Genomic DNA, 25,661 nt, shown 5'->3' with positions numbered 1-25,661 from the left:
TGATTTCACACGTTGAACATCGTAATTTTAACCAAAACACGAATTGCTATTAATTAAAACCTGCGTAATTTAGGATGCACGCATAACAAGATAGTAAATTTCTATTTATATGAATATCAAAATTACTGGAACAGGAAGCTATATCCCAGCGAAAATTGAAAAAAATGAAGACTTCCATAATCATGAATTTTTAAATAGTGATGGATCGGCCATAAAAGCTCCAAATGACGTTATTGTAAAAAAATTTAAAGCCATTACTGGAATTGACGAACGTCGATATGCCAAAAGCCATTTAAACACCTCAGACCTAGCATCTTTTGCAGCCGAAAAAGCCATAGAAAATGCTAAAATAAACCGTGAAGATTTAGATTATATTATAGTTGCTCATAATTATGGTGATGTTAGACATGACAGTATTCAAAGTGATACGGTGCCAAGTATTGCCTCTAGAGTGAAACATTTATTACGGATTAAAAACCCAAAATGTGTTGGATACGATTTACTTTTCGGATGTCCTGGGTGGGTTCAAGGTGTTATTCAAGCCAATGCTTTTATAAAAGCTGGCATTGCAAAAAAATGTTTAGTAATTGGCTCTGAAACTTTATCGCGTATTTTAGATCCGCACGATAGGGATTCTATGATTTATAGCGACGGTGCTGGCGCAGTAATTATTGAAGCAACAAATGATGAAGGCGGTATATTAGCTCACGAATCGGCTACTTTTGCTTTGGACGAAGCGCATTTTATATACTTTGGGGAAACTAATAATCCTATTAAAAATGATAATCGCCGTTACATAAAAATGTATGGTCGTAAAATTTACGAATTTGCATTAACAAATGTGCCTTTGGCTATGAAATCTTGTCTTGATAAAAGTGGCATTGATATTTCTGAAGTTAAAAAAATTCTAATCCATCAAGCCAATGAAAAAATGGATGAAGCCATTGTTAAACGTTTTTATGAACTTTATGGTTTGGCTATGCCAGAAGGTATTATGCCCATGAGCATCGGTAAATTAGGGAATTCGAGTGTAGCAACTGTGCCTACTTTATATGATCTTATTTTAAATGGTGACATGGCAAACCAAAAAATCAACAAAGGCGATGTTATCATTTTTGCAAGTGTTGGTGCGGGCATGAATATTAATGCTATTGTTTATAAGCAATAGTTTTTAATAGGTATATTGAGATTTTCGCTTTCGCGGAAATGAAATTTAGTATTTTTTATGTACGAGAAAACTTTTCCGAATAAGCGTTTTAAACATACTATTGAATTTTTAGAAAAGCACGTTTCAAAAAACACATCTATTTTAGATTTGGGAGTCGTAAATCCTTTTTCTAAAATCATGAAGGAACATGATTATAAAGTTGAAAATACTCAAGGAGAAGATTTAGATATTGATACTTCAAAAATTGAAAATTCAACAGCCGAAGTTGTTACAGCTTTTGAAATTTTCGAACATCTGCTCTCCCCTTTTACCGTTTTAAAATCAATAAAATCTGATAAATTAGTAGCAAGTGTGCCTCTTAAATTATGGTTTTCTTCAGCATATAGAAGCAAAACAGATTTGCTTGACAGACATTATCACGAATTTGAAGATTGGCAATTCGATTGGTTACTTGAAAAAGCAGGTTGGAAAATTATGGATAGGCAAAAATGGACCAACCCAACTAAAAAGATTGGTATCCGGCCTATTTTAAGATGGTTTACGCCGCGCTATTACATTGTTTACGCAGAAAGAGTTTAAAACGCCATTAACAAAATCTGAATTTCAAAAGATTGCGCTCTAAATAATTGGCAATTGGATTTTAAATATTGAAATTTACAACATGAATTTCTACATTATCATTCCTGCACACAACGAGGCTGATTCTATTGGTTTAACACTCCAATCTTTAGTAAATCAAACTTTAAAACCAAAGCAAATTGTGGTTGTTAATGATAATTCAACCGATAGAACTGAAACAATCGTTGAGGAGTTTACTAAAAAGCATCCCTTTATTTCTTTAGTTAATAAAAAATCATCAAACCAACATTTACCAGGTTCGAAAATTATTAATGCTTTTTATAAAGGTTTTGAAATTTTAGATGATGATTTTGATGTGATTTGTAAGTTTGATGCCGATTTAATTTTTCCTGATAACTATTTACAACAATTAGCGTTTCATTTTAAAAACAATGAAAAACTCGGTATGGCTTCAGGGTTTTGTTATATTGAAAAAGACGGTAAATGGATTTTGGAAAACTTAACTAACAAAGACCATATTCGCGGTGCCCTAAAAGCTTACAGGAAAGCTTGTTTTTTAGAAATTGGAAAATTAAAACCATCTATGGGTTGGGACACGGTTGATGAATTGCTGGCCAAATATTACGGTTGGGAAATTTTAACTGATGAGTCGTTAAACGTTAAACACTTAAAACCAACAGGAATAAGTTACAACAAAGCATCAAAATATTTACAAGGTGAAGCCATGTATAAAATGCGTTATGGCTTTACAATTACCTTAATTTCTGCATTGAAATTGGCTTATAAGAAACGAAGCTTTACTTTGTTCAAAGATTATATGGCTGGCTATTTTAAAGCTAAAAGAGGTAACATTGATTTTTTAGTTTCTGATGAAGAAGGTGAATTTATTAGAAAACTGCGATGGAAAGGGATTATCAATAAATTCCAAAAATAAAATTCAAAACTCCAGAACTGGAAGGACAATATGTGACTTCAATTTAAAAGATTCCCTCCTTCGAGGGAATAACAAAAACACTCTAATTAAAACTCCAATTTTTATAACTACTTGAAGCTTCCAGTTTATTTTCGATGGAATCCTCTAACTCCGGAAAAAAATCTATTCCTGTTAATTTTTCTATAGCATCAACAGAAACCACAAATTCATACAACGGTTTATTTGAATCTTTATGCGGCATTAAAAACGCAATCATTTTTGTTGCACCGGAATTATTATCTATCAACACTTTATAAAACTGATTAGGAACCGATACGTGTTCGGTTCCAATAGTTTTCATATTTCCTTTTAAAACGCCTCCTGTAACTACAAAAACACCATCATACTTCCCTGCCCAATAGCGTACTTTTTGCTCTAAGGAATTCCAGATTCCAGAATTAAATTGATGTTCTTGAGGCGTTATATTACTGGTTAAAAAGGTTTCATCATGTGCCGCTTGCGTATAGCGTCTATCACCAGCAGGACAGAGGTGTCCTCGATCATAACCTGAATTTTTGTAATTCCTCCAACTAGCGGCACCTGTTTTTACAGCTTTATCAATTTCAAAATAAGGACGTTTGAAATTGGTATTTGAAAGATGCGATTTTTTCAACTCATAGGCTACCCATTCTGCTTGTTCGTTGGGTTCGCTATAAGATAACGAGTAACCTTCATGATGTACTATTTGTCCTGTTGTACTGGTTGGTAAAAAAAATTCGTTAGTATCACTTTTAGTTACACTTCCTTCAGTTATAATTTCGGCTTTTTCTTCTTCACCTAAAAAATGTTCATATCCATAAACACCTATTATAACAACAAGTATGACTATTGAAGTTAATGTTCGTCTATTCATTAATCAAAAACAAATTCTAAAGGTTGACCTATGCTGGCGTTTGGGAAACTAATTCCTAAAAGTGCAGATATTGTTGGGGCAATATCAATAACCTCAGTTCTTTTAAAGGTCTGTCCTTGTATGATTCCTTTCCCGAAGAATAATAAAGGCACATGCGTATCATAGTTAAATCCTGAGTGATGATCTGTTCCTGTTCTATTCCAAGGAGTATCTTTAAAAACCTCCGGATTATATACAAACAAAATATCTCCCGAACGCTTTTGATTATGTCCATTTTTTAGAAGTGTTTCTAAATAACCATCATGCTCCTCAAATTGATTTATTTCTGAGGTTATGTAAACTTTATCGATGAGTCTATATTCTAATAATTTAAGTGATAAAACTTCTTTTACATCTTCTAAATCCAGATTATTAGCGTTTATTTCTTCATGATTAAGGTAAATTTGACTATTAATTCTACTTAAAATTAAACCAGAAACTTTAAATTTATTTTCCAAAAATGAATTCATTTCATCAAACATTTTACTTTCATCAAAAAGACCTGAAGGAATTTTATTTGAAATTGAGAAATTTGGAACATTTGGAGCTCCATGATCCGATGTTAAAAATACTGTGTATTCACCTTTACCTACTTTTTTATCCAAAGCATTAAATAATCTTTCCAAATCCAAATCCAATCTCAAATAAGTGTCTTGAACCTCAATAGAGTTAGGCCCAAAATCATGCCCAACTTTATCTGTACTAGAATAGCTAATTGTTAATACATCTGTAATTTCATCTTTCCCCAAAGCTTCAGCATCAATTGCATTAATTGCAAAATCCGTTGTTAAACTATTACCAAATGGGGTTACAGCAATCATATCAAAGTTACCATTTTCAGTTTTTAATGCTTTTAAATCATAAGGAAATGTTGATGTTTCTTTTCCATTAAAAATTCTTTCAAACGTATTTAAATCGCTTCCACTTTCCGTATAACTATTTATATCAAATAACGTGTTCCATTCTATAAAATATTTTTCGGCCGCATTTGAAGTGTTGAAATCAATTACCCATTTTGGCAAATCATCCATATAAAAAGAGCTAGTTATCCAATTACCTTCACCATTATGCTCATAATCAAACCAATAAGCAGCATTGGCAGTATGACCTGCTGACAAAATAGCACCACGATGCTTCAATGAAATACCTATAGTTTTGGCTCGCATTTGATTAAACAACCTGTTTTCATCGGCTACCGTTGTTGCTAGCATTCTATGAGGAGATTTTTTACCATCATTACTTACTGTTCCAACAGGCGTAACCTCATTATCTTCCACACAATTAACATTTCTACTTAGAGCTTTATCAAACCAATCATTACCAATAATACCATGATACTTTGGAGTAGTACCTGTATAAATTGATGTATGTCCAGGCCCTGTTTTAGTTGGTATGTAATTAAAGTGATGGTTTTTACAATTAAAACCTTCGTTAATCAAGCGTTTAAAACCACCTTCACCATACTTATTATTAAATCGTGTTAAATAATCATACCGCATTTGGTCAACAACAATCCCAACCACAAGTTTTGGATTTTCATTATCTTCAATAATTTCAGAATTAACTAAGTTTTGGGCCTTGCATGAAAAGCAAGTTAAAAGCGCAAGAAATAAGTAAAATATATTTTTCATGATAAGTATAATTTTCATTTTCAAAAATACATTTTTTAAAACATCATAATTTAAAATTAAAGTTAAAATGGTATAAGTTTTTTTTACTTTAGCAGTTACAAATTTGAATATGACATACCTACATAATATAGGCACTTACTTTTTAATGATTGCAGAAATGTTTCGGAAACCAACTAAATGGACGGTTATGAAGCAATTGATTCTTAAAGATATAGACGATTTAATTATTGGCTCACTTGGAATTGTGGCATTTATCTCATTTTTTGTTGGTGGTGTTGTTACCATTCAAACGGCGCTTAATATTGATAACCCATTAATACCAAAATACCTTGTTGGATTTGCGACAAGACAGTCTATTATACTTGAATTTGCCCCTACATTTATGTCTATAATAATGGCCGGTAAAGTTGGGTCGTTTATTACATCAAGCATAGGAACCATGCGTGTTACAGAACAAATAGATGCATTGGAAGTTATGGGTATAAATTCCATTAACTACTTAGTTTTTCCGAAATTCATATCCATGCTATTATATCCTTTTATTATTTCTATCGCCATGTTTTTAGGTATTTTAGGAGGAATGGCCGCCTGCGTTTATGGTGGTTTTAGCTCTATTGAAGATTATATTACTGGAATTCAAACTGATTTTGAAACCTTTCATGTAGTTTACGCTTTTATAAAAACCTTTGTATTCGCCTTTGTTTTGGCAACAATCCCATCTTTTCATGGTTATTATATGAAGGGTGGAGCTTTGGAAGTTGGTAAAGCAAGTACCACATCATTTGTTTGGACTAGTGTTGTTATTATTATTTTAAACTATTTCCTAACCCAAATATTATTAAGCTAATGATAGAAGTTAATAATTTACATAAATCATTTGGAGATGTTGAAATTTTGAAAGGGATAAGCACCACTTTTGAAAAAGGAAAAACAAACCTTATTATTGGGCAAAGCGGTTCTGGAAAAACGGTATTTTTAAAATGTCTATTGGGTTTGTTTGAATATGAAGAAGGCACCATATCTTATGACGGCGAAATATTTTCACAGCTTTCTGAAGATGAAAAACGTAATCTAAGAGCCAAAATAGGTATGGTATTCCAAGGTAGTGCACTATTCGATTCCATGACAATTGCTCAAAATGTTATGTTTCCGCTTCAAATGTTTACCAAACAAAGTAAAAGTGAAATGCAAGATCGTGTAGATTTTGTTTTAAAGCGTGTAAATCTTGACGATGCTCATAATAAAATGCCAAGTGAAGCCTCTGGAGGTATGCAAAAACGTGTTGCCATTGCACGCGCTATAGTTAACAAACCCAAATACTTGTTTTGTGACGAACCAAACTCTGGGTTAGATCCAAAAACAGCTATCGTTATTGATAATTTAATTAAAGAAATAACCGAAGAATACCAAATTACGACAGTAATAAATTCGCATGACATGAATTCGGTTATGGAAATTGGCGAAAAAATTGTGTTCTTGAAAAATGGATTAAAAGCATGGGAAGGCTCGAATAAAACCATTTTTAAAACTGATAACGAAGTGGTAACAGACTTTGTTTACTCTTCAAATCTATTTAAAAAAGTACGTAAAATGTATTTGGAAGAAAACAACTAATTTATCCTATTCACAATTAAAGTATCTCGTTTAAGTTTTAATTTTAACCACTTTTCTAGTTTTTGTTTATCCTTGATTCTTACATCTTCATTTGCCAAAGAATCATTCCATTTTACGAAGAAAACTGACATGGTATCTGTTTTAGTAAAATTAGAATTAATCATATTACCATATGAAAACTGATCAATCATTTCATAGTTTATTTTCACTTCCTTTGCTAGTTCAGCAAAATCAATATAATTTTTCTCAAATTTCGAAAGCTGAGCAACTTTAGTTTCTAAATAAGTTATTTTTTGAGTTTGTGATAATAAATCTAAAGAATCTCTAGTTCTAAGCTCCTCCATATATTTAAAATTATCAATGTTTTTAGATTTGTTCTGGTTAACTATTAATTCACTATTTGATAACGCGCTATAATTACTTAACCTACTACGTAAAAGTAAAATTGTTGATTCTGGAATTTCATCTAAACCAAAAGTATTTAGTATTATTTCACTTTTGTCTGTATTCACATATAAATAAATGGCATTTTTTTTAATATACTCATAGTGAGGTAAATCTGCCAATTCATTTTCAATAAAATCCATGGCATCTTTGTTAAAATTACTTTCCTTTAAAACATCAAAAAAGGTTATGCTTGCCGGAATCATTACAATAATTGCTAACAATGTAGCCAATCTAGAAACTAACAATCTTTTTCTAGAATTAGCATATTTTAGCATAGGAAACCTAAGTAACTTTAGAACTAAAAAGGTAGCTAACGCAATAAAAATCGTATTGATTGTAAACAAATACATTGCCCCTCCAAAATACACAAAGTTGCCTTTTGCTAAACCATAACCAGCTGTACAAAGTGGTGGCATTAAAGCTGTTGCAATTGCAACTCCGAAAATAACAGAAGCTATTGTGCCTTTTTTCGTTCTAGCAATAATTAATGCTAATCCTCCAAAAAAGGCAATTAAAACATCGCGAATATCTGGTTTTACGCGTCCTAAAAGTTCATTTGTATCTTCACTGAGCGGAAAAAATTTAAAAAACAAAAAGGCCGTTAATAAACTTAAAACAATCATGGTTGTTAAGTTTATTAATGACCGTTTAAGCGTATCAATATCATTAATAGCAATAGATAATCCAATGCCTAAAATGGGTCCCATTAATGGAGAAATTAACATGGCTCCAATTACAACAGCAGTAGAGTTAGCATTTAAACCAACTGACGCAACGAATATCGAACAAACTAAAATCCATGCTGTGGCTCCCTTAAACGGAATATCACTTTTTATTGCTTGAATAGTTACATCTCTATCAGTATCATGTCTAAAGTCTAAAAGCTCTCTTAAAAACTTTTTTGAACTATGTAAGAGTCCTTGAGCATCCTTTTTAATTTCCTCTTTAGATTGCTCAACATTTTGTTCGTTTTTTAAAGCTTCAGCATTAGCCTCCTCTTCTGATAAATTAACTTTACTCTCTTCACTCATAACTTAAAAAATTACAAATATTAAATTCAAAAATCCAAGAACAAAAACTTAAAAAACAAATTAAATCCTATCCATATTGTTCTCCAAATTTGTCTTTAACTTGTTGAAGTGTTTTCTTTATATCTTGTTCTTTCGACCTAGGAAAGATAAGCAAAACTTCATCCTTATCCACAATAATATAATCTTTGATGCCATCAATAACTACAATTTTGTGGTTTTTAGTTCTGATCATATTTCCTGAAGCATCCTCAACCAAAGTTCTTGCATTAACTACGGCATTATTAGATTCATCTTTATCTAATTTATCATAAAGGCTTCCCCAAGTTCCAAGGTCGTTCCAATCAAACTCTGCAACAATGACCTTTACATTGGTTGATTTTTCCATGATAGCATAATCAACAGAAATATTTTCTGCTTTTGGGTAATTCTCTTTTATGAAATCTTCTTCAGCGTCAGTATTATATAATGCTATTCCTTTTTCAAATAAATCAAACAATCCAGGTTGATTATTTTTAAAAGCTTCAACCACACTTTTCGCACGCCACATAAAAATACCAGCATTCCATAAAAAATTTCCTTGTGCTATAAACCCTTTAGCTGTTTCATAGTTTGGTTTTTCGCGGAATTGATTTACAGTCTTAATGCTTGAAGAATTTGATTCATCAAATTCGATATAACCATAACCGGTATTTGGAAATGTTGGCTGAATACCAAGAGTCATTAATGCATCATTTTCAGTACAAAAATCGAAAGCCTGCTGAACATTTTTTGAAAACGTTTTTTCGTCCTCAATCCAATGATCACTGGGCGCAACAATCATAACGGCATCTGGGTTTTCCTTCTGAATTTTTAAAGATGCATATAAAATACAAGGTGCTGTATTTCGCATGGCAGGTTCTAAAACTACTTGACGTTGTTTAACATCTGGCAGTTGTTCTAAAACCAAATTATTATAGCGCTCGTTAGTTAAAATGAAAATATTTTCTTTAGGTATTAAATCTGCCAAACGGTGAAATGTTTTTTGAATTAAAGTATCACCTGTTCCAAGCATATCGTGAAACTGTTTCGGAAAATCTTTAGTACTTACTGGCCAAAATCTAGATCCTACTCCTCCGGCCATTAATATGGCATAATAATTTTTATTCATTTTATTTGGGTTATTTGGTTCATTAATTCTACTTCTGCATTCGGGTTAAAAAGATAAATTCGCCCTGTTTTAACTTCTTGGCAAACGTAACGTTTTACACGTTTTTCTCCCATTTGGAATACTTTTCCGTTATACAATTTAAAACGTTCACCCAAAGGTACTTCAAAAATAAAAGTTTTATTATTAGGTTCGTCAAATTGCTTTAAGGCTAAGGCTAATGGCGCATCTGTATCGCTAGATGCTTTTGGATTTTTAAAATGTTTAGCTAATAATGGCAGTAAATCATTAGGAAAAATTTCAGGATTTAAAAATGGCAACATTAAATGTTGAAACGTACGTTTCCATTCCTTTCCATGAGGTTTTATTAGTTTACTATAAGCATTATAAGCTTCAAAATGCGCAATTTCATGTATTAATGTAATTAAAAAACGATACGTATTTAGGTTTGAATTTATGGTTATTTGATGTTTACCATTAGGTAAACTTCTATAATCACCATGGCGTGTTTTTCGTTCGGTCTTTACTTTAATCGACAAATTATCATGTTCTAAAAGCTTTAAAACTAAAGGCGTGGCATTCGCAGGAATATATTCTTGTAATTGGTTATGCATTAGTGATTAAATAGTAGATTCCTTTAATGGTTTAATTATAATTTATCAGAAAACAGTCGATATATTGCCAAAAATATAGATTATTTATCCAACAAATCATACATATTAACCAATATTTTATGGATTACAGAAATCCCAGAAGCTCTTCCATATGGTTAAAAGTTTTGGTAGCCTCAAAACGTAATTCATTATTATAATCATGTTCTGCATATCCGAAAACATCAAATCCTCCTGCATTGGCAGCTCTTACACCAGAAATGCTATCTTCAATTACTAAACACTCATTAGGTTTGAAACCCATTGTTTCTGATGCCCAAAGAAAAACATCGGGTTCTGGTTTCCATTTTTGAATGGTATAGCAACTAAAAATATTGCTATCAAAAAAGGGCAATAAACCTGTTAATTCTAGATTCAAGCGAATTTTGCTTTCTGGTCCGCTAGAAGCTACACAAAAAGGTACTTTTAATTTTTTCAAGACCTCTGCAATTCCATTAATGGGTTGGATTCCCTCTTTAAAAGCCTTAAAGCTTTTTTCTCTATATTCCAATTCAAACGAACTTGGCAACGGTTTTGAAACTTCTTTTGAAATAATTCCCATACAATCTTCAAGAGATTTGCCTTTGAATAATTTGTTTGTATTTTCAAATTTAAGATTTGCCCCTAAACTATTTGCCATATCAACCAAAACACCTCCTCCAATAGTTTCGCTATCTACAAGAACGCCATCGCAATCAAAAATTATGCATTTATATTTACTCATAAATTAGGGTGTAGAACTAGAGACTTGCAAAAGTTTCCCATTATAATACTTATTCCCTGTGAGGGAGAAGTCTTTGATATATTCAGCCATTTCTTTAGCCGAAGTTGGCGCTTGATATCCAGGAAAAGCCTCTTCTAACATTTCTGTTTGAACTGCCCCAAGGGCTAAAACATTAAAAGCAATGCCTGAATCTTTATACTCTTCAGCAAGCAATTCTGTTAAAGTAATTACTGCAGCTTTACTTGAACTATAGGCCGCTAAACCAGGAAACTTCATACTACCTTGTACACCTCCCATGGAGCTAATTGTAACTACATGTCCGCCTTTTTTCATAAATGGCAGCGTAACCCTTGTTAATTCAGCCACACCGAAAACATTAGTTTTATATACGGCTTCAAAATCTTGAATACTCGTTTTAGAAAATGATTTATTAAGTAACAAACCTGCATTATTAATCAACACATCCACTTGATTCCAGTTTTCACTAATAAAACCTTCAACTTCTTTGTAGGCTTTCGGATCGTTCAAATCGAAAGAAAACGATGTTATATTATCATAACCCAAGGTTTCCATTGGCTTTTCATTCCGCGAAAGCGCCAAAACGTTATGTCCTGCTTTGGCTAATAATTTAACTAATTGAAACCCAATTCCTCTGCTAGTACCTGTAATAATAATATTTTTACTCATTGTTCATTTTTATTTCTTTAGTTGGCGCATTTATCATGCCTTCAAGAGCAGGAATCATTTTATTAATAAAACTCGTCATGTGATTAAAATCCATTTTATCGGCTTCATCATCAACATGATGGTAGTAATCAAAATTTGTGAAATCGAAAGTTGAAATGGCATGTGCTGGAATTTTAAACGCGTTATAAAACGGAAAATTATCTGAGCGCTGAAATAAATTATAAGCCTTTGCTTGTGGTAAAAAACCAACTATTTCTTCGTTTGCATATGCATTTAGCTTTGCTGGCATATTCGATAAATCAAAGCCAGTAATATAAGCCATCAATTCACTATCTGCCCTAGGCACACCAATCATTTCAAAATTTATCATGGTATATAAATCCATGTTCTTTGCTTTTAGAAGCTCTGCCAAATGACCAGAACCTTTCAAGCCCATTTCCTCGGCAGCGTAGAGCGTAAATAATACAGTTCGTTTATTACTTTTTGTTTTAGCGAAATATTTTGCCCACTCCATAACAGCCACAGTTCCAGAAGCATCATCATTAGCTCCGTTTGCAACAACGTCGCCTTCAATCTCCTCTGCTGTACCGATATGATCGTAATGGGCACCAAGAATTACTATCTCGTTTTTTAATTCGGGATCGTTTCCTTCTATAAAACCAACGATATTGTAGCCAATAATTTTTTCAATATTAAAGCTATCCCTGTAAGTTTCAAAATATGGTTTAATATTGTTTTGATTGAATTGATTTTCTATAAATACCGCAGCTTTTTCAATGCCTTCGCTTCCAGTATTTCTTCCTTCTAGTTCGTCTGAAGCTAAATATTGAAGTGAAAATTCAATGTTTTTTAAAATGGCATAATTGCTTTTATCTGTTGTTTTTGGGGATGGAAGAATCACATCACTTTTAGTAGGTTTTGGGATTAAATTCTCGCTTGGATTATCATTATTTATAACTACTGTTGATGATTTACAACCAATTAAAAATGCTATAAAGCATCCCACTATTAATAGCTTTTTCATATTATATTTTATTAAGGTTTAAAGATAAAAAAAACCTGTTTCAATTATTATGAAACAGGTTTTTAATATTATAGATTCTAAATGAAGTTCAGAATGACAATCAACTTTACACCAACATAGTCACAGGATTCTCAATAAATCCCTTTAATGTTTGAAGGAATAAAGCTCCTGTAGCACCATCAACCGTTCTGTGGTCGCATGCTAAAGATAGTTTCATGGTATTCCCAACTACAATCTGACCATTTTTAACCACCGGTTTTTCAACAATATTTCCTACGGATAGAATTGCTGAATTAGGTTGGTTAATAATAGATGTAAATGTATCGATACCGAACATTCCTAAATTAGACACCGTAAATGTGCTTCCTTGCATTTCGTCTGGAGTCAGTTTTTTGTTTTTAGCTTTACCAGCTAAGTCTCTAACCGCTGATCCAATTTGTGGTAAGGTTTGCTCGTTTGCAAATCGTACTACAGGAACAACCAATCCGTCAGGAACTGCAACAGCAACCCCGATATGAACATGGTTATTTAAACGCATTTTATCTGCAAACCATTGTGAGTTTACTTGTGGATGTTGCTTTAATGCTAAAGCACACGCTTTAACAACAATATCGTTATAAGAAATTTTAGTATCTGGAATAGAGTTAAATTGTGTACGGAAAGCAATAGCATTTTCCATATCGAACTCCACACTTAAGTAATAGTGCGGTGCAGAAAATTTAGAGTTTGTTAAAGCTTTCGCAATTGCTTTACGCATTTGGGAATTATCAATATCATCAAAATCTTCTTGACCTGAAGGTACAAATTTACCAGCTGATGCTGCCGAAGCTGCAGGTTCGTAATTTTCAATATCGCGTTTAACGATACGACCATTTTCCCCAGAACCTTGAATTTTAGTTAAGTTTATTCCTTTTTCTTCTGCTAATTTTTTAGCTAAAGGTGACACATAAACACGTCCGTTTGCAGTAACAGGCGTTGGTGCCGGTGCACTCGCTTTTTTAGGAGCCGATGCTGCTGCTGGAGCTGCTTTTGGTGCTTCTTTACTAACTTCAGCCTTTGGTGCTTCAGCTTTAGCAGGAGCAGAAGATTTTGAAAAATTAGCGGCCACGCCTGAAACATCTGTTCCTGTGGGACCAATTATTGCTAATAATGCATCCACTTTTGCAGATTCGCCTTCCTTTAAACCTATTTCTAATAAAGTACCTGATTGGAATGATTCAAATTCCATGGTTGCTTTATCTGTTTCAATTTCGGCTAAAATATCGCCTTCATCAACATTATCGCCAACTTTCTTTAACCAAGTTGCCACCGTTCCTTCTTCCATAGTATCACTTAAACGTGGCATAGTAACAACAATAACACCTTTAGGTAATGCTGCACTTGCAGCAGGAGCCGCCTTAGTTTCGGCAGGAGCTTCTGAACTTGGTTCAGCTTCAACTGTTTCTGTTTTCGCTTCCGCGGAAGCGTTACCGCCTCCACTTATAATATCTGAAATATCCTCACCTTCATCACCAATTATAGCCAAAAGCTCATCTACTTTAGTAGTTTCACCTACTTGAACACCAATATAAAGCAAGGTACCTTCATTGAAGGATTCAAATTCCATAGTAGCTTTATCTGTTTCGATTTCAGCTAAAATATCTCCTTCTTCTATCTTATCTCCTACTTTTTTTAACCAAGCAGCAACGGTACCTTCTTCCATGGTATCGCTTAAACGTGGCATATTTACAACTATTGCCATAACTTATATTTTGTGTTGAATGAATGGATAATCTTCTTGTTCGTATACCATATCGTATAATTGTTGCTTGTCGGGGAATGGAGATTCTTCTGCAAATTTCTCACATTCAGCAACACGTGCTTTCACACGTTTATCAATAACTTTAATATCGTCTTCTGTAGCATATTTCTTTTCAAGAATAACCTCCATTACCTGGGTAATAGGATCTATTTTCTTGTATTCATTTACTTCATCTTTCGTTCTGTAATGCTGTGCATCGGACATAGAGTGTCCTCTATAACGGTATGTTTTTAATTCTAAAAATGTTGGTCCGCCACCTTTACGAGCTCTAGAAATAGCTTCATCAAAAGCTTCAGCAACTTTAATAGGATTCATCCCATCAACAGGACCACAAGGCATATCATAACCTAAACCTAATTTCCAGATTTCTGTATGATTCGCTGTTCTTGAAACCGAAGTTCCCATAGCATATCCATTATTTTCACAAACGAAGACAACTGGTAAATTCCAAAGCATCGCTAGGTTAAATGTTTCGTGCAATGATCCCTGACGTGCAGCTCCATCACCAAAACAACACAAGGTTACACCATCAACACCATGATATTTATCACCAAAAGCAATACCAGCACCTAGAGGTATTTGACCTCCAACAATACCATGACCTCCGTAAAATCTAAATTCTTTTGAAAAAATATGCATAGAACCACCCATTCCCTGAGATGTTCCTGTTACTTTACCAAATAATTCTGCCATAACACGTTTAGGATCAACTCCCATGCCTATTGGCTGTACGTGGTTACGATACGCAGTAATCATTTTATCCTTAGTCAAATCCATTGCATGTAAAGCACCCGCTAATACGGCTTCTTGACCATTGTATAAATGAAGAAATCCTCTAACTTTTTGTTGAATATATACTGCAGCAAGTTTATCTTCAAACTTTCTCCAGAATAACATCTCTTCATACCAATTAAGGTAAACCTCTTTTGTGATTTTTTTCATTGAATATTATTTGAGTAATATTATTAATTAATAAGCGGAATACAAAAGTAACACATTGTATTGTATTGCAAAAACACTACTTGACTAAAGTATAAAAAAATTTAAAAATAGAACTGGAAACGTATTTATTTAATTATTTACTATTATTTTTTAGTAAATACTTATATATCTTGAATAAAAAACATTTAAAGCACATTCTTATCAAACCCTAAAGGCAACAAATTTGCGAGTGAATTTGATTTGGCAATGGCACCAGTTTCGCCCATAAAATATATTTCTATAGGTGTGTGCTGTTTTATCTCGTACTCGGCGATGGCTTGTCTGCATGCTCCACATGGTGGAATTGGTTTTGACGTTTTATTGTTTTTTGAACCTGCAGTTATAGCCATACGAACAATTTTTGCATTCGGGAACTGAGATCCGGCATAATAAATAGCTGTACGTTCTGCACATAACCCAGATGGATATGAAGCGTTTTCTTGGTTACTTCCTAAAACTACCTCGCCATTATCCAATAGAATAGCTGCTCCTACATTAAAATTTGAATATGGTGCATAAGCTTTTTTTCTTGCCGCAACAGCTTTTTCCATAAGTTTGAAAACGTCATTAGGAAGTTCTCCTAAATTTTCAAAAACATACAAAGTAGATTCTATTTTTATTTCCTTCATAATCAAATGTATTCAATAAATTTAAAAAACAATCATAAACAAAAAAACTATTGCTAAATAGCAATAGTTTAATATCATTTAATTTAAAAATTTCTAATATTCCATATATTCTCCGGCTCCAAAGTTAAAGGTTAAAGAGAATCGTAGGGTATTTTCTAATGGACTCTGAATTTTTGATGCTGAAAACAAATAAGACAAATCTATATTAACAACATTTGCCTTAAAACCAGCACCTAATGCTAAAAATTTTCTAGCACCTTTTTCTTCGCTTTCATTAAAATACCCAAGTCTAAAGGCAAAGGAGTCTTGATATAAATATTCAGCACCTAATGACCATGTAAACTCTTTTAACTCTTCGCTAAATCCGTCTGGGGCATCACCAAAAGATTGAAACATTCCAGACAAAAAGCTAACATCTTGCGACTGGCCTCCAATTATTACTTCATTCTCACTAATTAAATTATCACCAGAATCATAAACACCGTTGTTATTATTATCATCAAAAACATATTCTGTTCCTAATGCTGGCGGAGTTGGTACTAAAAGTTTTGTAACCTCTGCAGTAACGGCTATTTTATTATAATCATCAAATATAAAATCAAAACCTGTTCCTAGACGTAAATTTGTAGGTTGAAAATTCTCTGAACCATCTTCAGTATATTTAAATGTTGGTCCAATATTTTGAATAGCGAAACCTGCTCTCCATCTCCCATTATAATCTGAATAAGCTTGCTCTTCACTTTGGTAATACCCAGCAATATCAACACCAAAGGTGCTTGCTCCATCTGTATTCCCACTTCCATCATCAAGTCTTAAATCTGAAACTAGAAATTTCATACCAACCGACATTGCAAATTGATCTGATAAACGTAAAGCATAACTTGCATCAATTGCAAACTCATTTGGTCGTTGTACTAAAGCTTCTGAAAATTCATCATTCACAAACTCTATATCACCTAAAGAAAAGTATTTTAAACTTGCCGAAAAAGCGCCCTTATCATCTATTCTATTAAAGTAAGTTACGTTTCCTAAAAATATATCATTTACCAATTTACTTAGGTATGGCGTGTAACTTACACCAACACCTGATTTAGTTTCAGAAAACGCATATTTTGATGGGTTCCATTGTTGCGAAAAAGCATCAACTGATGTTGCCACACCCATATCTCCTAGTGATGCTGCTCGTGCATCTGGGGCAATTAAAACAAATGGCAGCCCTGTTGTAATAACTCTTGAATTATCGAGAGGTACTACGGTAGTTGTTTGCGCTTCCATTTTAAAAATAAAAGTGAATACTATTAATATTAATAACTGATTTTTCATGAATTCCATTTTATTTAACAAATATAAATTTTTATTACAGTATAACAAGTTTCTCAATTTTTTGGACGGTTTTATTCAACACACTAGAATGTACTTTTAGTTTATAAATATACACGCCTTTCCCAATTTTATCTCCAAAATCATCCCTTCCATCCCAAATCATATTTCTAGATAATGAACTTGCTGCTTTAATTCCACCTGTGGTTTGTCCATTTAGAGTTCTAACTAACTTACCAGAAACTGTAAATATTTGTATTGAAACGTCTAAAGGTTCCGAACTATTGTGATTAAACCAAAATTCTGTATAATTTACAAAGGGATTTGGATAATTAAGCACGTTATTAATTACTAAACTTTGGTCTTCATCAAAAACTATAAATTGTATTTCAGATATGGATGAATTATTATAAACATCCCAAGCTTTCACCGTTAATGTGTGCAATCCAGGCTCTAAATCTCTAAACGGGAAACTTACGGTTCCTTTGGTATAATCATCAACTTCTGTTTGATAATAATCATTTAAAATTACCGGGTTTGTTTCATCGCCGTCTAAAATACCAACAATATCATGACCAATTCCACTAGCGGTATTAATACCATTAGCATCTTCTAGTTTAACTAATAATGTTGGCGATTCATTGGTAATTCCACCAGTAACAAAGTTTTCGTCATTCATATATAAGGTAATTACTGGCCCTATATTATCTTCTGGCGCGTCTTCATTTAAACCCCCAATTCTTACTTCATTTAGGTTTGCTCCTGCTTGGTCTTCTGTTGAGGTGTCATTTTTTGAATAAAAACTCACTTTACCAAAACCTACAGGAATTCCTATATCTTTTGGCACCACAAAATCAAATTCAAATTGTCCGTCTTTAACTGATGCTTGGCCTCTAAATATAATTTCTCCAAGTGTAGCGAAATCCATTATTATTACGCCACTTCCATCTCTTATTCCATCATTGGCAAGGGTTTGCCTATTTATAACTTTATCATAAATGGTAGTTGATAACGTGCCATTATAATTACTTAAAAGATTTCCAGCCTCATCAGTAACTTCTCCTGACAATTTCACATAACTTAATGCTTTAAGGGTATCGGTTGCAGTTTCAATGGGATTGTCATTTATTTTTGTAAGTCTTACACTTGGTTTTGGAAAAGCTAACTTCATTGCTGGATCGCCAATAAAAAACACCAAACTTTTTTGACTGTTTCCAGAAATTAACGGATCATTTTTTGCTAACCTTAAAGCTTCTGCCATGGTTGGGTATTCGTTATCACCATAAGTGTCATCATCATTATATGAAAACAAATATTGCCCTAATTCTTCATTAAAAGTAATTCCAAAATTAACAAAAACCTGTCTTGTGGTTGTAATTAAACCAATGGCTCCTGCGTCCTTATTCCAAAAGCTAAATTCACCTGCAGTTTGCCTTAATGGATTATCAAACCTTGTAAACTCGCAGGTTACAGTAACAAAACAATTTAGTTTACAAAAATTTCTAAGTTCTTCAATATCCGTTTTTAATAAAATTCTTTCTTCAGCCAATCCATCCTCTCCGCCATGACCAAAATAATTAACCACTAAGGCACCATTATCCATGGCACTAACTATGGCATTAGTAACCTTAGGATATCTATCTCCTCCTGCAGATGATTCCTGCTGAAATGCATCAGTATGAATTTTTACAACATTAAGAAACGGTTTTTCTTGCGTGATTAAATCACCAATATCATTTGTGGTTGATTGTAATTCTCCTAAAAGCTTACTGTCATTATCATCCGAGACTACCACAATATTGTTTCGCCAACTACCAAAAGCCTCTTTAATATAATAGGATTCAATTTTATCAACCAATTCGGTTGCTTGTTGCGGCGTATCTGCCAAAATTCTACCTACGGCAATATCTAGCTTATCATTGGAAACCATGGTGCCCTCATTATCATCCATCATCCCATAAAAATCATCAGAAATAAATGAGGTTGCCAAACTAAAACTATTATAAGAATACCAAGAAGGCACTATATTGGTATTGTTAGAAATTCTATCCTTATAATCATAGGAACCGTCGCCAAATAAACATAAATATTTTATTCTGTTTTCTGGTGTACTTGCATTATCATAAACATATTTAACCATGTTTCTAATGGCTCCAATATCCTGGTTTCCAGAGCTAAACTCATTATATATCTCATCTAACCCTAAAACCTTTACATTTAAACTATATTGATTTCTATTAATTTGAGCTAACCTTTCAGCCTGGTTTACCATATTATTTGGTGCTATGATAATATAATCGATATCTTGAAAAACGCCCACGTTATTTTGAAAAATGGTTCCTTTAATATTTTGATTATTAATCGATTTGTTTGAATCTATTTTAGGTGAAAAATAATCTGAAGAAGAAAATGCTACAAAAGATTTTTGAACACCTAATAAAGATGTAAAACTTACTGTAGCATTTTTATCCGAATTTTCATAGGCAGTAACATTATAAAGATCTGATATTTCCCAAATCTCATCAAGATTTGTTGCATTGCTCAGGTTATATTGTGCAATTCCTGATGCTGAGGTAACAGCATTATTTTTGAATAGAAATTGATTCCCATTAAATTTCAAACTACATTTTCCTTCTACAGCTATAAAATCCAGATATCCAATAACACTAGGATTCCCTAAATTATTAAAGTCTAGTTTTACCTTCACAGTTGATGAATTCACATTTAAATTTCCTAAATATGAAGCACCATTTGCTAAATTTGGAGATGAAACCCCAGAAACACTCATATTTGTAACATCTGCCCCATTAACACTTACATTCATTTGACTATTACTACTAGAGGCTGTTGCAATTAAAACCGATAGCTTTATTGGTTCTGAAGTTACTAGGTCTTTAAAATCAAAATCATAATCTCTTGTATTATCTACGTCAAACTTATCACCAAACCAGCGCCTTCCTAACGATACAAGATTATAAGAGTCTTTCTCATAATATTGATAATTATCATAGGTATCCACAATCATATCTATAGTTCCTGTAGGCTGATTTAAAGGCTGGATGCGTTTTCCGTTTCCGGAACTCACATTAATATAATAATATGTTTTATCTGTGTAACAATTTATATGTGTTCTGCTTTCTTCGTTATAACCTTTTGGACCTTGACCATAAAATAAGATGTAATCACTATCATCAAAAACACCATCTGCCTCTCCAGTAAATTTTATGGCATTTTCTGGAACATCATAAGGATAAGCAATGGCATTGGAATACGGTATCATACTACCTCCATGACCATACAACTTTATAGTTCTTGGGTCAACACTATTAACATTAACGCCTAAACCTTGTAAAAAACTTTTTGTTAATTTAAAAACACCCGTTGTATCGATGTAAAACCTAAACCATTCTCCAGAATTAAGAACTGAATTAGAAATGATTTTTGAACTATTATTTTTAGCAAAAACTCCAGTTCTATTTACATTCAAACCGTTTTTATAATTTAAATTAAATGAAGTGATTTTTTTAAAGCTGCCATTTTCGTCCCTAATAATAGGAGTTATTTGAAACGTAACATATTTTTTATTTCTGGAAGTTGAATTTTTTAAACTAAAATTTAATTCTTTCGGAATAGTATTAACATCTAAATCTTTTAATTCTGCCTTAGAAATTGATTTGTATACAACATTAGACAGTGTTGCAGAAGATTCATTAACGCTAATTTTAGATTCCCATTGATCATTTAATTGGAGTCCTTTATCCAAATCGTAATTAAAAAGCTCTTTATTAAATGTGGGTACTTCAATTGAAAAACTATCTCCGGAGAGCTTTTGAGAATCACCCCAAACAATATTATATTGTTTTTGTTGCGTAAACGCACTTGTTGAAATCATCAACAGTAAAAATAAAATTTTCTTCTTCATTGGTAAAATAACGTAGTTAATTGATTGTTATTATTAAAAAAACAACAATTTTAAAAACTGATTCAAAAATACAATAATAAATTAGTAAATCATGCGTTAATACAACACAAAAGTTTAGTTTAAAGCGTCAAAAACATCGTTGTAATGCACAAAAACAAGACGAAATACACTATTTTTTGGTTAAAATGCATAAAACAGCTTGCGTTATTAGGTTTAATTCTTATATTGCAGCACCAAAATTATTATTAGCTTACTTAAAAGTATGGATATGAAAAAAATAGTAGCATTCAAGGTTTTATTAGTTATAGCACTAGTAGTGACTTCAACTAGTTGTAAAAAATCTTCGAGTTCAAAAAATAGCTCCAGAGCTACTGGATGGAACATTAACGACAGAGATGGTGGTTTCCAGTACAATACAGATTTCAAAGAACAAGAAACTTCTCCTGGATTGGTTTTTGTAGAAGGTGGAACCTTTACTAAAGGTCGTGTTCAAGATGATGTTATGCATGATTGGAATAACACTCCAAATCAACAGCATGTTCAGTCATTCTATATGGATGAAACTGAAGTTACTAACGCCATGTATATGGAGTACTTAGATTGGATTAAACGTGTTTATCCGCCATCTGATGAAAACTTTAGAGCTATTTATCAAGGTGCTTTACCAGATACATTAGTATGGAGAAACCGTTTAGGTTTTAACGAAGTTATGACTGATAATTATTTACGTCACCCAGGTTATGGAGAATATCCTGTTGTTGGTGTAAGCTGGATTCAAGCTGTTGAATTTTCTAACTGGCGTTCAGACCGTGTAAATGAATACAACTTAGAAAAAGCTGGTTACATTAAGCGTGGTGCCAAAATTACAGATGTAGATTCAGAACAAACATTTAGTACAGATACTTATATAAATGCTCCAACATTAACTTATGGTGGTAATGAAGAAATTATCAATGGTGATGGACGAAAAAAACGAAGTGTACGAACTGATGCAGATGGCAATGAAACTGGTATTTACGCCACGCGTGAAACAGGTATTATTTCGCCAAAATACAGACTACCAACCGAAACAGAGTGGGAATATGCTGCTTTAGGTTTAAGCGAAATAAGAAGTTATAATTTATATCGTGGTCGTAAAAAATACCCATGGGACGGGCAATACACACGTTCTGGTAAGCGTAAAATACGTGGTGACCAAATGGCTAACTTTAAGCAAGGTAAAGGTGATTATGGTGGCATTGCAGGTTGGTCTGATGATGGTGCTGATATCACTAACGAAGTTAAATCTTATGACCCTAATGATTTTGGTTTATATGATATGGCTGGTAACGTTGCAGAATGGGTTGCCGATGTTTACAGACCTATTGTTGATGATGAATTTAACGATTTTAACTACTATCGTGGTAATGTTTATACTAAAAATGCATTAAACGAAGATGGTACTGTAAAAGTTGTTACTTCTGATAATATTGTTTTTGACACTTTATCTAACGGTAAAGTAATTGCCAGAAATTTACCTGGTGAAATACTTCAAGTTGCTGTTGATGATAATGAAACTTTCCAAAGAACCAATTTTGATAAAAGTGACGCAAGAAACTTTAGAGATGGTGACAGACGTTCATCTCGTAATTATGAAAATTTTGGGGATGATGAAAGTGAAGGTGGAAAATCAAACACTAGCAAAATGTACAATTCTCCTAAACCAAGTATTACTAGGGATTCATTAGGGAATATTGTAAAACAATATGACAAATCTAACAACAGAACATCTTTAATTAACGATGAGGTAAGAGTTTATAAAGGTGGCTCATGGAAAGACAGAGAGTATTGGTTAGACCCTGCTCAAAGACGTTACTTCCCTCAAGATATGGCAACAGACTACATTGGCTTTAGATGCGCAATGTCCCGCGTTGGATCTAAAAGTAAAGGGAAACAGAAAAAGAAAAACTAAATTTTAGTTTTGCAAAATAATAAAAAGGTCCTAGCATTTGTTAGGACTTTTTTATTTACATTTATTTTAGAATCACAAATAACATGTTTTTGAAAATAGCAGATTTACATACCTTATTTTTAGAATGCAATTCAGTTTGCACGGACACAAGAAAAATTAAATTAGGTGATATGTTTTTTGCCTTAAAAGGCGATAATTTTAATGGCAACAGTTATGCTGAAAAAGCCCTTGAAAGTGGCGCAAAATTCGCTATAGTTGATGAAGAAAAATTCAACACATCAAACAAAACACTCCTTGTTAATAATGTATTAAATACACTTCAAAAATTATCAACTTACCATAGAACATACTTAAACATCCCTATTATAGCACTTACTGGCAGTAATGGTAAAACAACTACTAAAGAGCTAATTAACGCTGTACTATCAAAAAAATACAAAACAACAGCAACCGTTGGCAATTTAAATAACCACATAGGTGTACCACTAACTTTGTTATCAATGACAACTGTTACAGAAATTGGTATTGTTGAAATGGGCGCTAATCATCAAAAAGAAATTGAATTATTATGCCATATAGCACAGCCAGACTACGGTTATATTACAAACTTCGGCAAAGCTCACTTAGAAGGTTTTGGTAGTGTCAAAGGAGTTATAAAAGGCAAAAGCGAAATGTATGATTATTTAATTTCTAAAAATAAACACATTTTTATTAATACTAATGATCCTATTCAAGTTGAAAAAACTAAAAACGCGAATATTTTTACTTTTGGAAATAAAGCAGGCCATGTTGATGTTTTATTAACTTTTACGGAAGCCCAACCTTTTGTAAAATGTCTTTATAACAATATAGATATCCAAAGCCAACTTATTGGCGATTATAATTATAATAATATTGCTGCAGCAATAACTATGGGTAATTATTTTAAGGTTAATGATTTAGATATAAAAAATGGTATTGAAAATTATATACCATCAAATAATCGTTCTCAAATTATAGAAAAGAATTCCAATAAAATTATTTTAGATGCCTACAATGCTAACCCAACAAGCATGCAGGCAGCATTATTAAATTTCGAAAAACAAAAAGGTCCAAAAATGGCAATTCTAGGAGATATGTTTGAACTTGGCGATGAGGCTGAAACTGAACATCAAAACATAGCCAATTTGGCTTTATCTCTTGATATCGATGATGTAATCTTGATTGGTGAAAATTTTTATCAAACAAAAATAACCGCAGAAAAATCAATTCAATATAAAACATTTGAAGATTTTAAAGACGAATTTGATATCTCCCAAATAGAAAACACAACGTTTTTAATAAAAGGCTCCAGAGGCATGGCCTTGGAACGGTTTATTGATTTAAGCAAATAGTAAAGGTGCCTAAATTTTAAATAGACACCTAATGGATTGTTATGTTCTCACTAAAAAAAAATTAAAAGAAAATCACAATTACTTCAAAAAAACATTCACAGTAATACCCTTTTCTGTGCATTTTTATCAGAAAAAATTAATTATTCTTTTAAAAATTTCAACGATTTTAGCGTTCCTTTAATTTCAATATTCAAAATGTAGAATCCTCTTGGATAAGAAGACACATCAATTTGATTAATTGTTAACGATTCCTTTTTAAATACTCCCATTGTTTGTCCCAAAATATTATAAATTTCAACTTTATTTATAATATTATTAGTTTTTAAATTAATAACATTTTTAACAGGGTTTGGATATAAAGAAAACGAAGGTATCAAGTCTTTATAATCCGCACTTAACGTACTATTTGAAGCACAGTCCTCAGAATATGTAGTTAATGCGTCTTTGATCCATGCGCTATAGGAACCAAAACTAGAACTAGCATCGGTAGCATTGTCCACTTGAATACAATTTAATGAGGTATTATTTGATGCATCAAAAATCGTAAGATTAGCATTACTCCCATTCTTAACGTTAAGATTATTTAATAAATTATCTGAACAATTTAACTCTACCAAGGTTGTTAATTCACTAAGATCTAAATTTTCAAGACTATTATTACTCACATCCAAAACCGATAGCATGGAAAAGCTAGAGTTAGCCACCTTTTTAAATTGCGCACTTTTATTTGTTAAAACAACCGTATTGCTACCAAACAAAGCGCTTAAATCTGTGATATTATTTCCTGAAAGATTAATTTCTGTAACACTTGTGAAAGCCTGTAAACCTGCTATATTAATAATGCCTTGGTTACTTAAATCTAAAGCACCCGTATAAGCAGCAGCCTCATTCAGAGTGATTTCACCATCTCCACTAGTATCTATTGCACTACCATAACTAGACAAAGCAGCATCTAAATTAGTGTCAGATGTGTAAACCGTCCAAATATCTCCGCAATCTTCACTAAACGCAATAGCTGAATCAACATTCCAGCTGCCTAAATAAGAGGCATTTTCATCATCGACTTGAATGCAGGTTAAACTAGACAAATTCTGAGCTTCAATATATACTACATTAGCAT

21 protein-coding genes are annotated in these 25,661 nt (G+C 32.6%); 7 read left to right on the top strand and 14 right to left on the bottom strand.

The window, feature by feature from the left end; translation table 11 throughout:
• Positions 1 to 109: 109 nt before the first annotated feature.
• The 3 genes from WBN21_RS16755 (at position 110) to WBN21_RS16745 (ending at position 2,681) form a co-directional block, all read left to right on the top strand.
• Positions 110 to 1,168: a 3-oxoacyl-ACP synthase III family protein gene (locus tag WBN21_RS16755; protein WP_424202319.1), complete on the top strand. Its 1,059-nt coding sequence runs from the start codon at positions 110 to 112 to the stop codon at positions 1,166 to 1,168.
• A 57-nt stretch (positions 1,169 to 1,225) separates the two neighbouring features.
• Positions 1,226 to 1,747 carry a methyltransferase gene (locus WBN21_RS16750; protein WP_424202317.1) on the top strand — a complete coding sequence of 174 codons (522 nt, stop codon included), beginning with the start codon at positions 1,226 to 1,228 and terminating at the stop codon, positions 1,745 to 1,747.
• A gap of 82 nt (positions 1,748 to 1,829) precedes the next feature.
• Positions 1,830 to 2,681 carry a glycosyltransferase family 2 protein gene (locus tag WBN21_RS16745; RefSeq protein ID WP_424202315.1) on the top strand — a complete coding sequence of 284 codons (852 nt, stop codon included), beginning with the start codon at positions 1,830 to 1,832 and terminating at the stop codon, positions 2,679 to 2,681.
• Positions 2,682 to 2,763: 82 nt separating this feature from the next.
• On the opposite strand, the gene WBN21_RS16740 is transcribed toward WBN21_RS16745, so the two are convergent.
• Both WBN21_RS16740 and pafA read right to left on the bottom strand, forming a co-directional pair.
• Positions 2,764 to 3,573, bottom strand: coding sequence for a DNA/RNA non-specific endonuclease (locus tag WBN21_RS16740; RefSeq protein WP_424202313.1), 810 nt, complete (start codon positions 3,571 to 3,573; stop codon positions 2,764 to 2,766).
• Positions 3,573 to 5,243, bottom strand: coding sequence for an alkaline phosphatase PafA (gene pafA, locus WBN21_RS16735; protein ID WP_424202311.1), 1,671 nt, complete (start codon positions 5,241 to 5,243; stop codon positions 3,573 to 3,575). Before pafA ends, WBN21_RS16740 begins: the two co-directional genes overlap by 1 nt.
• Before the next feature lie 109 nt (positions 5,244 to 5,352).
• Between pafA and WBN21_RS16730 the strand changes: the two genes are divergently transcribed.
• Positions 5,353 to 6,090 carry an MlaE family ABC transporter permease gene (locus tag WBN21_RS16730; protein WP_424202309.1) on the top strand — a complete coding sequence of 246 codons (738 nt, stop codon included), beginning with the start codon at positions 5,353 to 5,355 and terminating at the stop codon, positions 6,088 to 6,090.
• Positions 6,090 to 6,857 (top strand): ABC transporter ATP-binding protein, encoded by a 768-nt coding sequence (locus WBN21_RS16725; protein ID WP_424202307.1) that lies wholly within the window; start codon positions 6,090 to 6,092, stop codon positions 6,855 to 6,857. Before WBN21_RS16730 ends, WBN21_RS16725 begins: the two co-directional genes overlap by 1 nt.
• Here WBN21_RS16725 and WBN21_RS16720 read toward each other — a convergent pair.
• From WBN21_RS16720 to porU, 11 genes are all read right to left on the bottom strand, one after another.
• A complete protein-coding gene (locus WBN21_RS16720; protein WP_424202305.1) occupies positions 6,854 to 8,335 on the bottom strand; it encodes a DUF389 domain-containing protein in 1,482 nt (493 codons plus the stop codon). The genes WBN21_RS16725 and WBN21_RS16720 overlap by 4 nt on opposite strands.
• Before the next feature lie 67 nt (positions 8,336 to 8,402).
• Positions 8,403 to 9,482: a mannose-1-phosphate guanylyltransferase gene (locus WBN21_RS16715; protein ID WP_424202303.1), complete on the bottom strand. Its 1,080-nt coding sequence runs from the start codon at positions 9,480 to 9,482 to the stop codon at positions 8,403 to 8,405.
• Complete coding sequence (locus tag WBN21_RS16710; RefSeq protein WP_424202301.1) at positions 9,479 to 10,093, bottom strand: SprT-like domain-containing protein; 615 nt, start codon at positions 10,091 to 10,093, stop codon at positions 9,479 to 9,481. Before WBN21_RS16710 ends, WBN21_RS16715 begins: the two co-directional genes overlap by 4 nt.
• Before the next feature lie 124 nt (positions 10,094 to 10,217).
• Entirely contained in the window at positions 10,218 to 10,853 is a 636-nt protein-coding gene (locus WBN21_RS16705; RefSeq protein WP_424202299.1) for an HAD family hydrolase, read from the bottom strand.
• A 3-nt stretch (positions 10,854 to 10,856) separates the two neighbouring features.
• On the bottom strand, positions 10,857 to 11,540 hold the full coding sequence (locus WBN21_RS16700; RefSeq protein ID WP_424202297.1) for an SDR family NAD(P)-dependent oxidoreductase: 684 nt from the start codon (positions 11,538 to 11,540) through the stop codon (positions 10,857 to 10,859).
• Positions 11,533 to 12,564, bottom strand: coding sequence for a M20/M25/M40 family metallo-hydrolase (locus WBN21_RS16695; RefSeq protein WP_424202295.1), 1,032 nt, complete (start codon positions 12,562 to 12,564; stop codon positions 11,533 to 11,535). Before WBN21_RS16695 ends, WBN21_RS16700 begins: the two co-directional genes overlap by 8 nt.
• A gap of 106 nt (positions 12,565 to 12,670) precedes the next feature.
• Positions 12,671 to 14,305 carry a pyruvate dehydrogenase complex dihydrolipoamide acetyltransferase gene (locus tag WBN21_RS16690; protein ID WP_424202293.1) on the bottom strand — a complete coding sequence of 545 codons (1,635 nt, stop codon included), beginning with the start codon at positions 14,303 to 14,305 and terminating at the stop codon, positions 12,671 to 12,673.
• A gap of 3 nt (positions 14,306 to 14,308) precedes the next feature.
• Positions 14,309 to 15,307: a pyruvate dehydrogenase (acetyl-transferring) E1 component subunit alpha gene (gene pdhA / locus WBN21_RS16685; protein ID WP_424202291.1), complete on the bottom strand. Its 999-nt coding sequence runs from the start codon at positions 15,305 to 15,307 to the stop codon at positions 14,309 to 14,311.
• A gap of 185 nt (positions 15,308 to 15,492) precedes the next feature.
• The gene (cdd, locus tag WBN21_RS16680) at positions 15,493 to 15,975 is read right to left on the bottom strand and encodes a cytidine deaminase (protein WP_424202289.1); all 483 of its coding nucleotides are present in this window, start codon (positions 15,973 to 15,975) and stop codon (positions 15,493 to 15,495) included.
• A 93-nt stretch (positions 15,976 to 16,068) separates the two neighbouring features.
• Positions 16,069 to 17,298: a type IX secretion system outer membrane channel protein PorV gene (gene porV / locus WBN21_RS16675; protein ID WP_424202287.1), complete on the bottom strand. Its 1,230-nt coding sequence runs from the start codon at positions 17,296 to 17,298 to the stop codon at positions 16,069 to 16,071.
• 34 nt (positions 17,299 to 17,332) lie between these two features.
• The gene (gene porU / locus WBN21_RS16670) at positions 17,333 to 21,217 is read right to left on the bottom strand and encodes a type IX secretion system sortase PorU (protein ID WP_424202285.1); all 3,885 of its coding nucleotides are present in this window, start codon (positions 21,215 to 21,217) and stop codon (positions 17,333 to 17,335) included.
• A gap of 262 nt (positions 21,218 to 21,479) precedes the next feature.
• Here porU and gldJ point away from each other — a divergent pair, with 262 nt between their 5' ends.
• Together gldJ and WBN21_RS16660 are read left to right on the top strand one after the other, a co-directional pair.
• A complete protein-coding gene (gldJ, locus tag WBN21_RS16665; protein ID WP_424202283.1) occupies positions 21,480 to 23,168 on the top strand; it encodes a gliding motility lipoprotein GldJ in 1,689 nt (562 codons plus the stop codon).
• 89 nt (positions 23,169 to 23,257) lie between these two features.
• Positions 23,258 to 24,541 (top strand): UDP-N-acetylmuramoyl-tripeptide--D-alanyl-D-alanine ligase, encoded by a 1,284-nt coding sequence (locus WBN21_RS16660; RefSeq protein WP_424202281.1) that lies wholly within the window; start codon positions 23,258 to 23,260, stop codon positions 24,539 to 24,541.
• Positions 24,542 to 24,681: 140 nt separating this feature from the next.
• Here the strand turns inward: WBN21_RS16660 and WBN21_RS16655 are convergent.
• The coding region (locus WBN21_RS16655; RefSeq protein WP_424202279.1) for a T9SS type A sorting domain-containing protein at positions 24,682 to 25,661 on the bottom strand (980 nt) is incomplete at its 5' end.

The organism is Algibacter sp., assembly GCF_049667265.1.
Taxonomy (GTDB): Bacteria; Bacteroidota; Bacteroidia; order Flavobacteriales; family Flavobacteriaceae; genus Algibacter_B.
Note: the sequence above shows the minus strand (reverse complement) of the source record. Positions and strands in the feature narration are given on the sequence as shown.

Coding starts and splice junctions, on each gene's coding strand:
- WBN21_RS16755 (WP_424202319.1), top strand. CDS start 110: ATGAATATCAAAATTACTGGAACAGGAAGCTATATCCCAGCGAAAATT.
- WBN21_RS16750 (WP_424202317.1), top strand. CDS start 1,226: ATGTACGAGAAAACTTTTCCGAATAAGCGTTTTAAACATACTATTGAA.
- WBN21_RS16745 (WP_424202315.1), top strand. CDS start 1,830: ATGAATTTCTACATTATCATTCCTGCACACAACGAGGCTGATTCTATT.
- WBN21_RS16740 (WP_424202313.1), bottom strand. CDS start 3,573: ATGAATAGACGAACATTAACTTCAATAGTCATACTTGTTGTTATAATA.
- pafA (WP_424202311.1), bottom strand. CDS start 5,243: ATGAAAAATATATTTTACTTATTTCTTGCGCTTTTAACTTGCTTTTCA.
- WBN21_RS16730 (WP_424202309.1), top strand. CDS start 5,353: ATGACATACCTACATAATATAGGCACTTACTTTTTAATGATTGCAGAA.
- WBN21_RS16725 (WP_424202307.1), top strand. CDS start 6,090: ATGATAGAAGTTAATAATTTACATAAATCATTTGGAGATGTTGAAATT.
- WBN21_RS16720 (WP_424202305.1), bottom strand. CDS start 8,335: ATGAGTGAAGAGAGTAAAGTTAATTTATCAGAAGAGGAGGCTAATGCT.
- WBN21_RS16715 (WP_424202303.1), bottom strand. CDS start 9,482: ATGAATAAAAATTATTATGCCATATTAATGGCCGGAGGAGTAGGATCT.
- WBN21_RS16710 (WP_424202301.1), bottom strand. CDS start 10,093: ATGCATAACCAATTACAAGAATATATTCCTGCGAATGCCACGCCTTTA.
- WBN21_RS16705 (WP_424202299.1), bottom strand. CDS start 10,853: ATGAGTAAATATAAATGCATAATTTTTGATTGCGATGGCGTTCTTGTA.
- WBN21_RS16700 (WP_424202297.1), bottom strand. CDS start 11,540: ATGAGTAAAAATATTATTATTACAGGTACTAGCAGAGGAATTGGGTTT.
- WBN21_RS16695 (WP_424202295.1), bottom strand. CDS start 12,564: ATGAAAAAGCTATTAATAGTGGGATGCTTTATAGCATTTTTAATTGGT.
- WBN21_RS16690 (WP_424202293.1), bottom strand. CDS start 14,305: ATGGCAATAGTTGTAAATATGCCACGTTTAAGCGATACCATGGAAGAA.
- pdhA (WP_424202291.1), bottom strand. CDS start 15,307: ATGAAAAAAATCACAAAAGAGGTTTACCTTAATTGGTATGAAGAGATG.
- cdd (WP_424202289.1), bottom strand. CDS start 15,975: ATGAAGGAAATAAAAATAGAATCTACTTTGTATGTTTTTGAAAATTTA.
- porV (WP_424202287.1), bottom strand. CDS start 17,298: ATGAAAAATCAGTTATTAATATTAATAGTATTCACTTTTATTTTTAAA.
- porU (WP_424202285.1), bottom strand. CDS start 21,217: ATGAAGAAGAAAATTTTATTTTTACTGTTGATGATTTCAACAAGTGCG.
- gldJ (WP_424202283.1), top strand. CDS start 21,480: ATGGATATGAAAAAAATAGTAGCATTCAAGGTTTTATTAGTTATAGCA.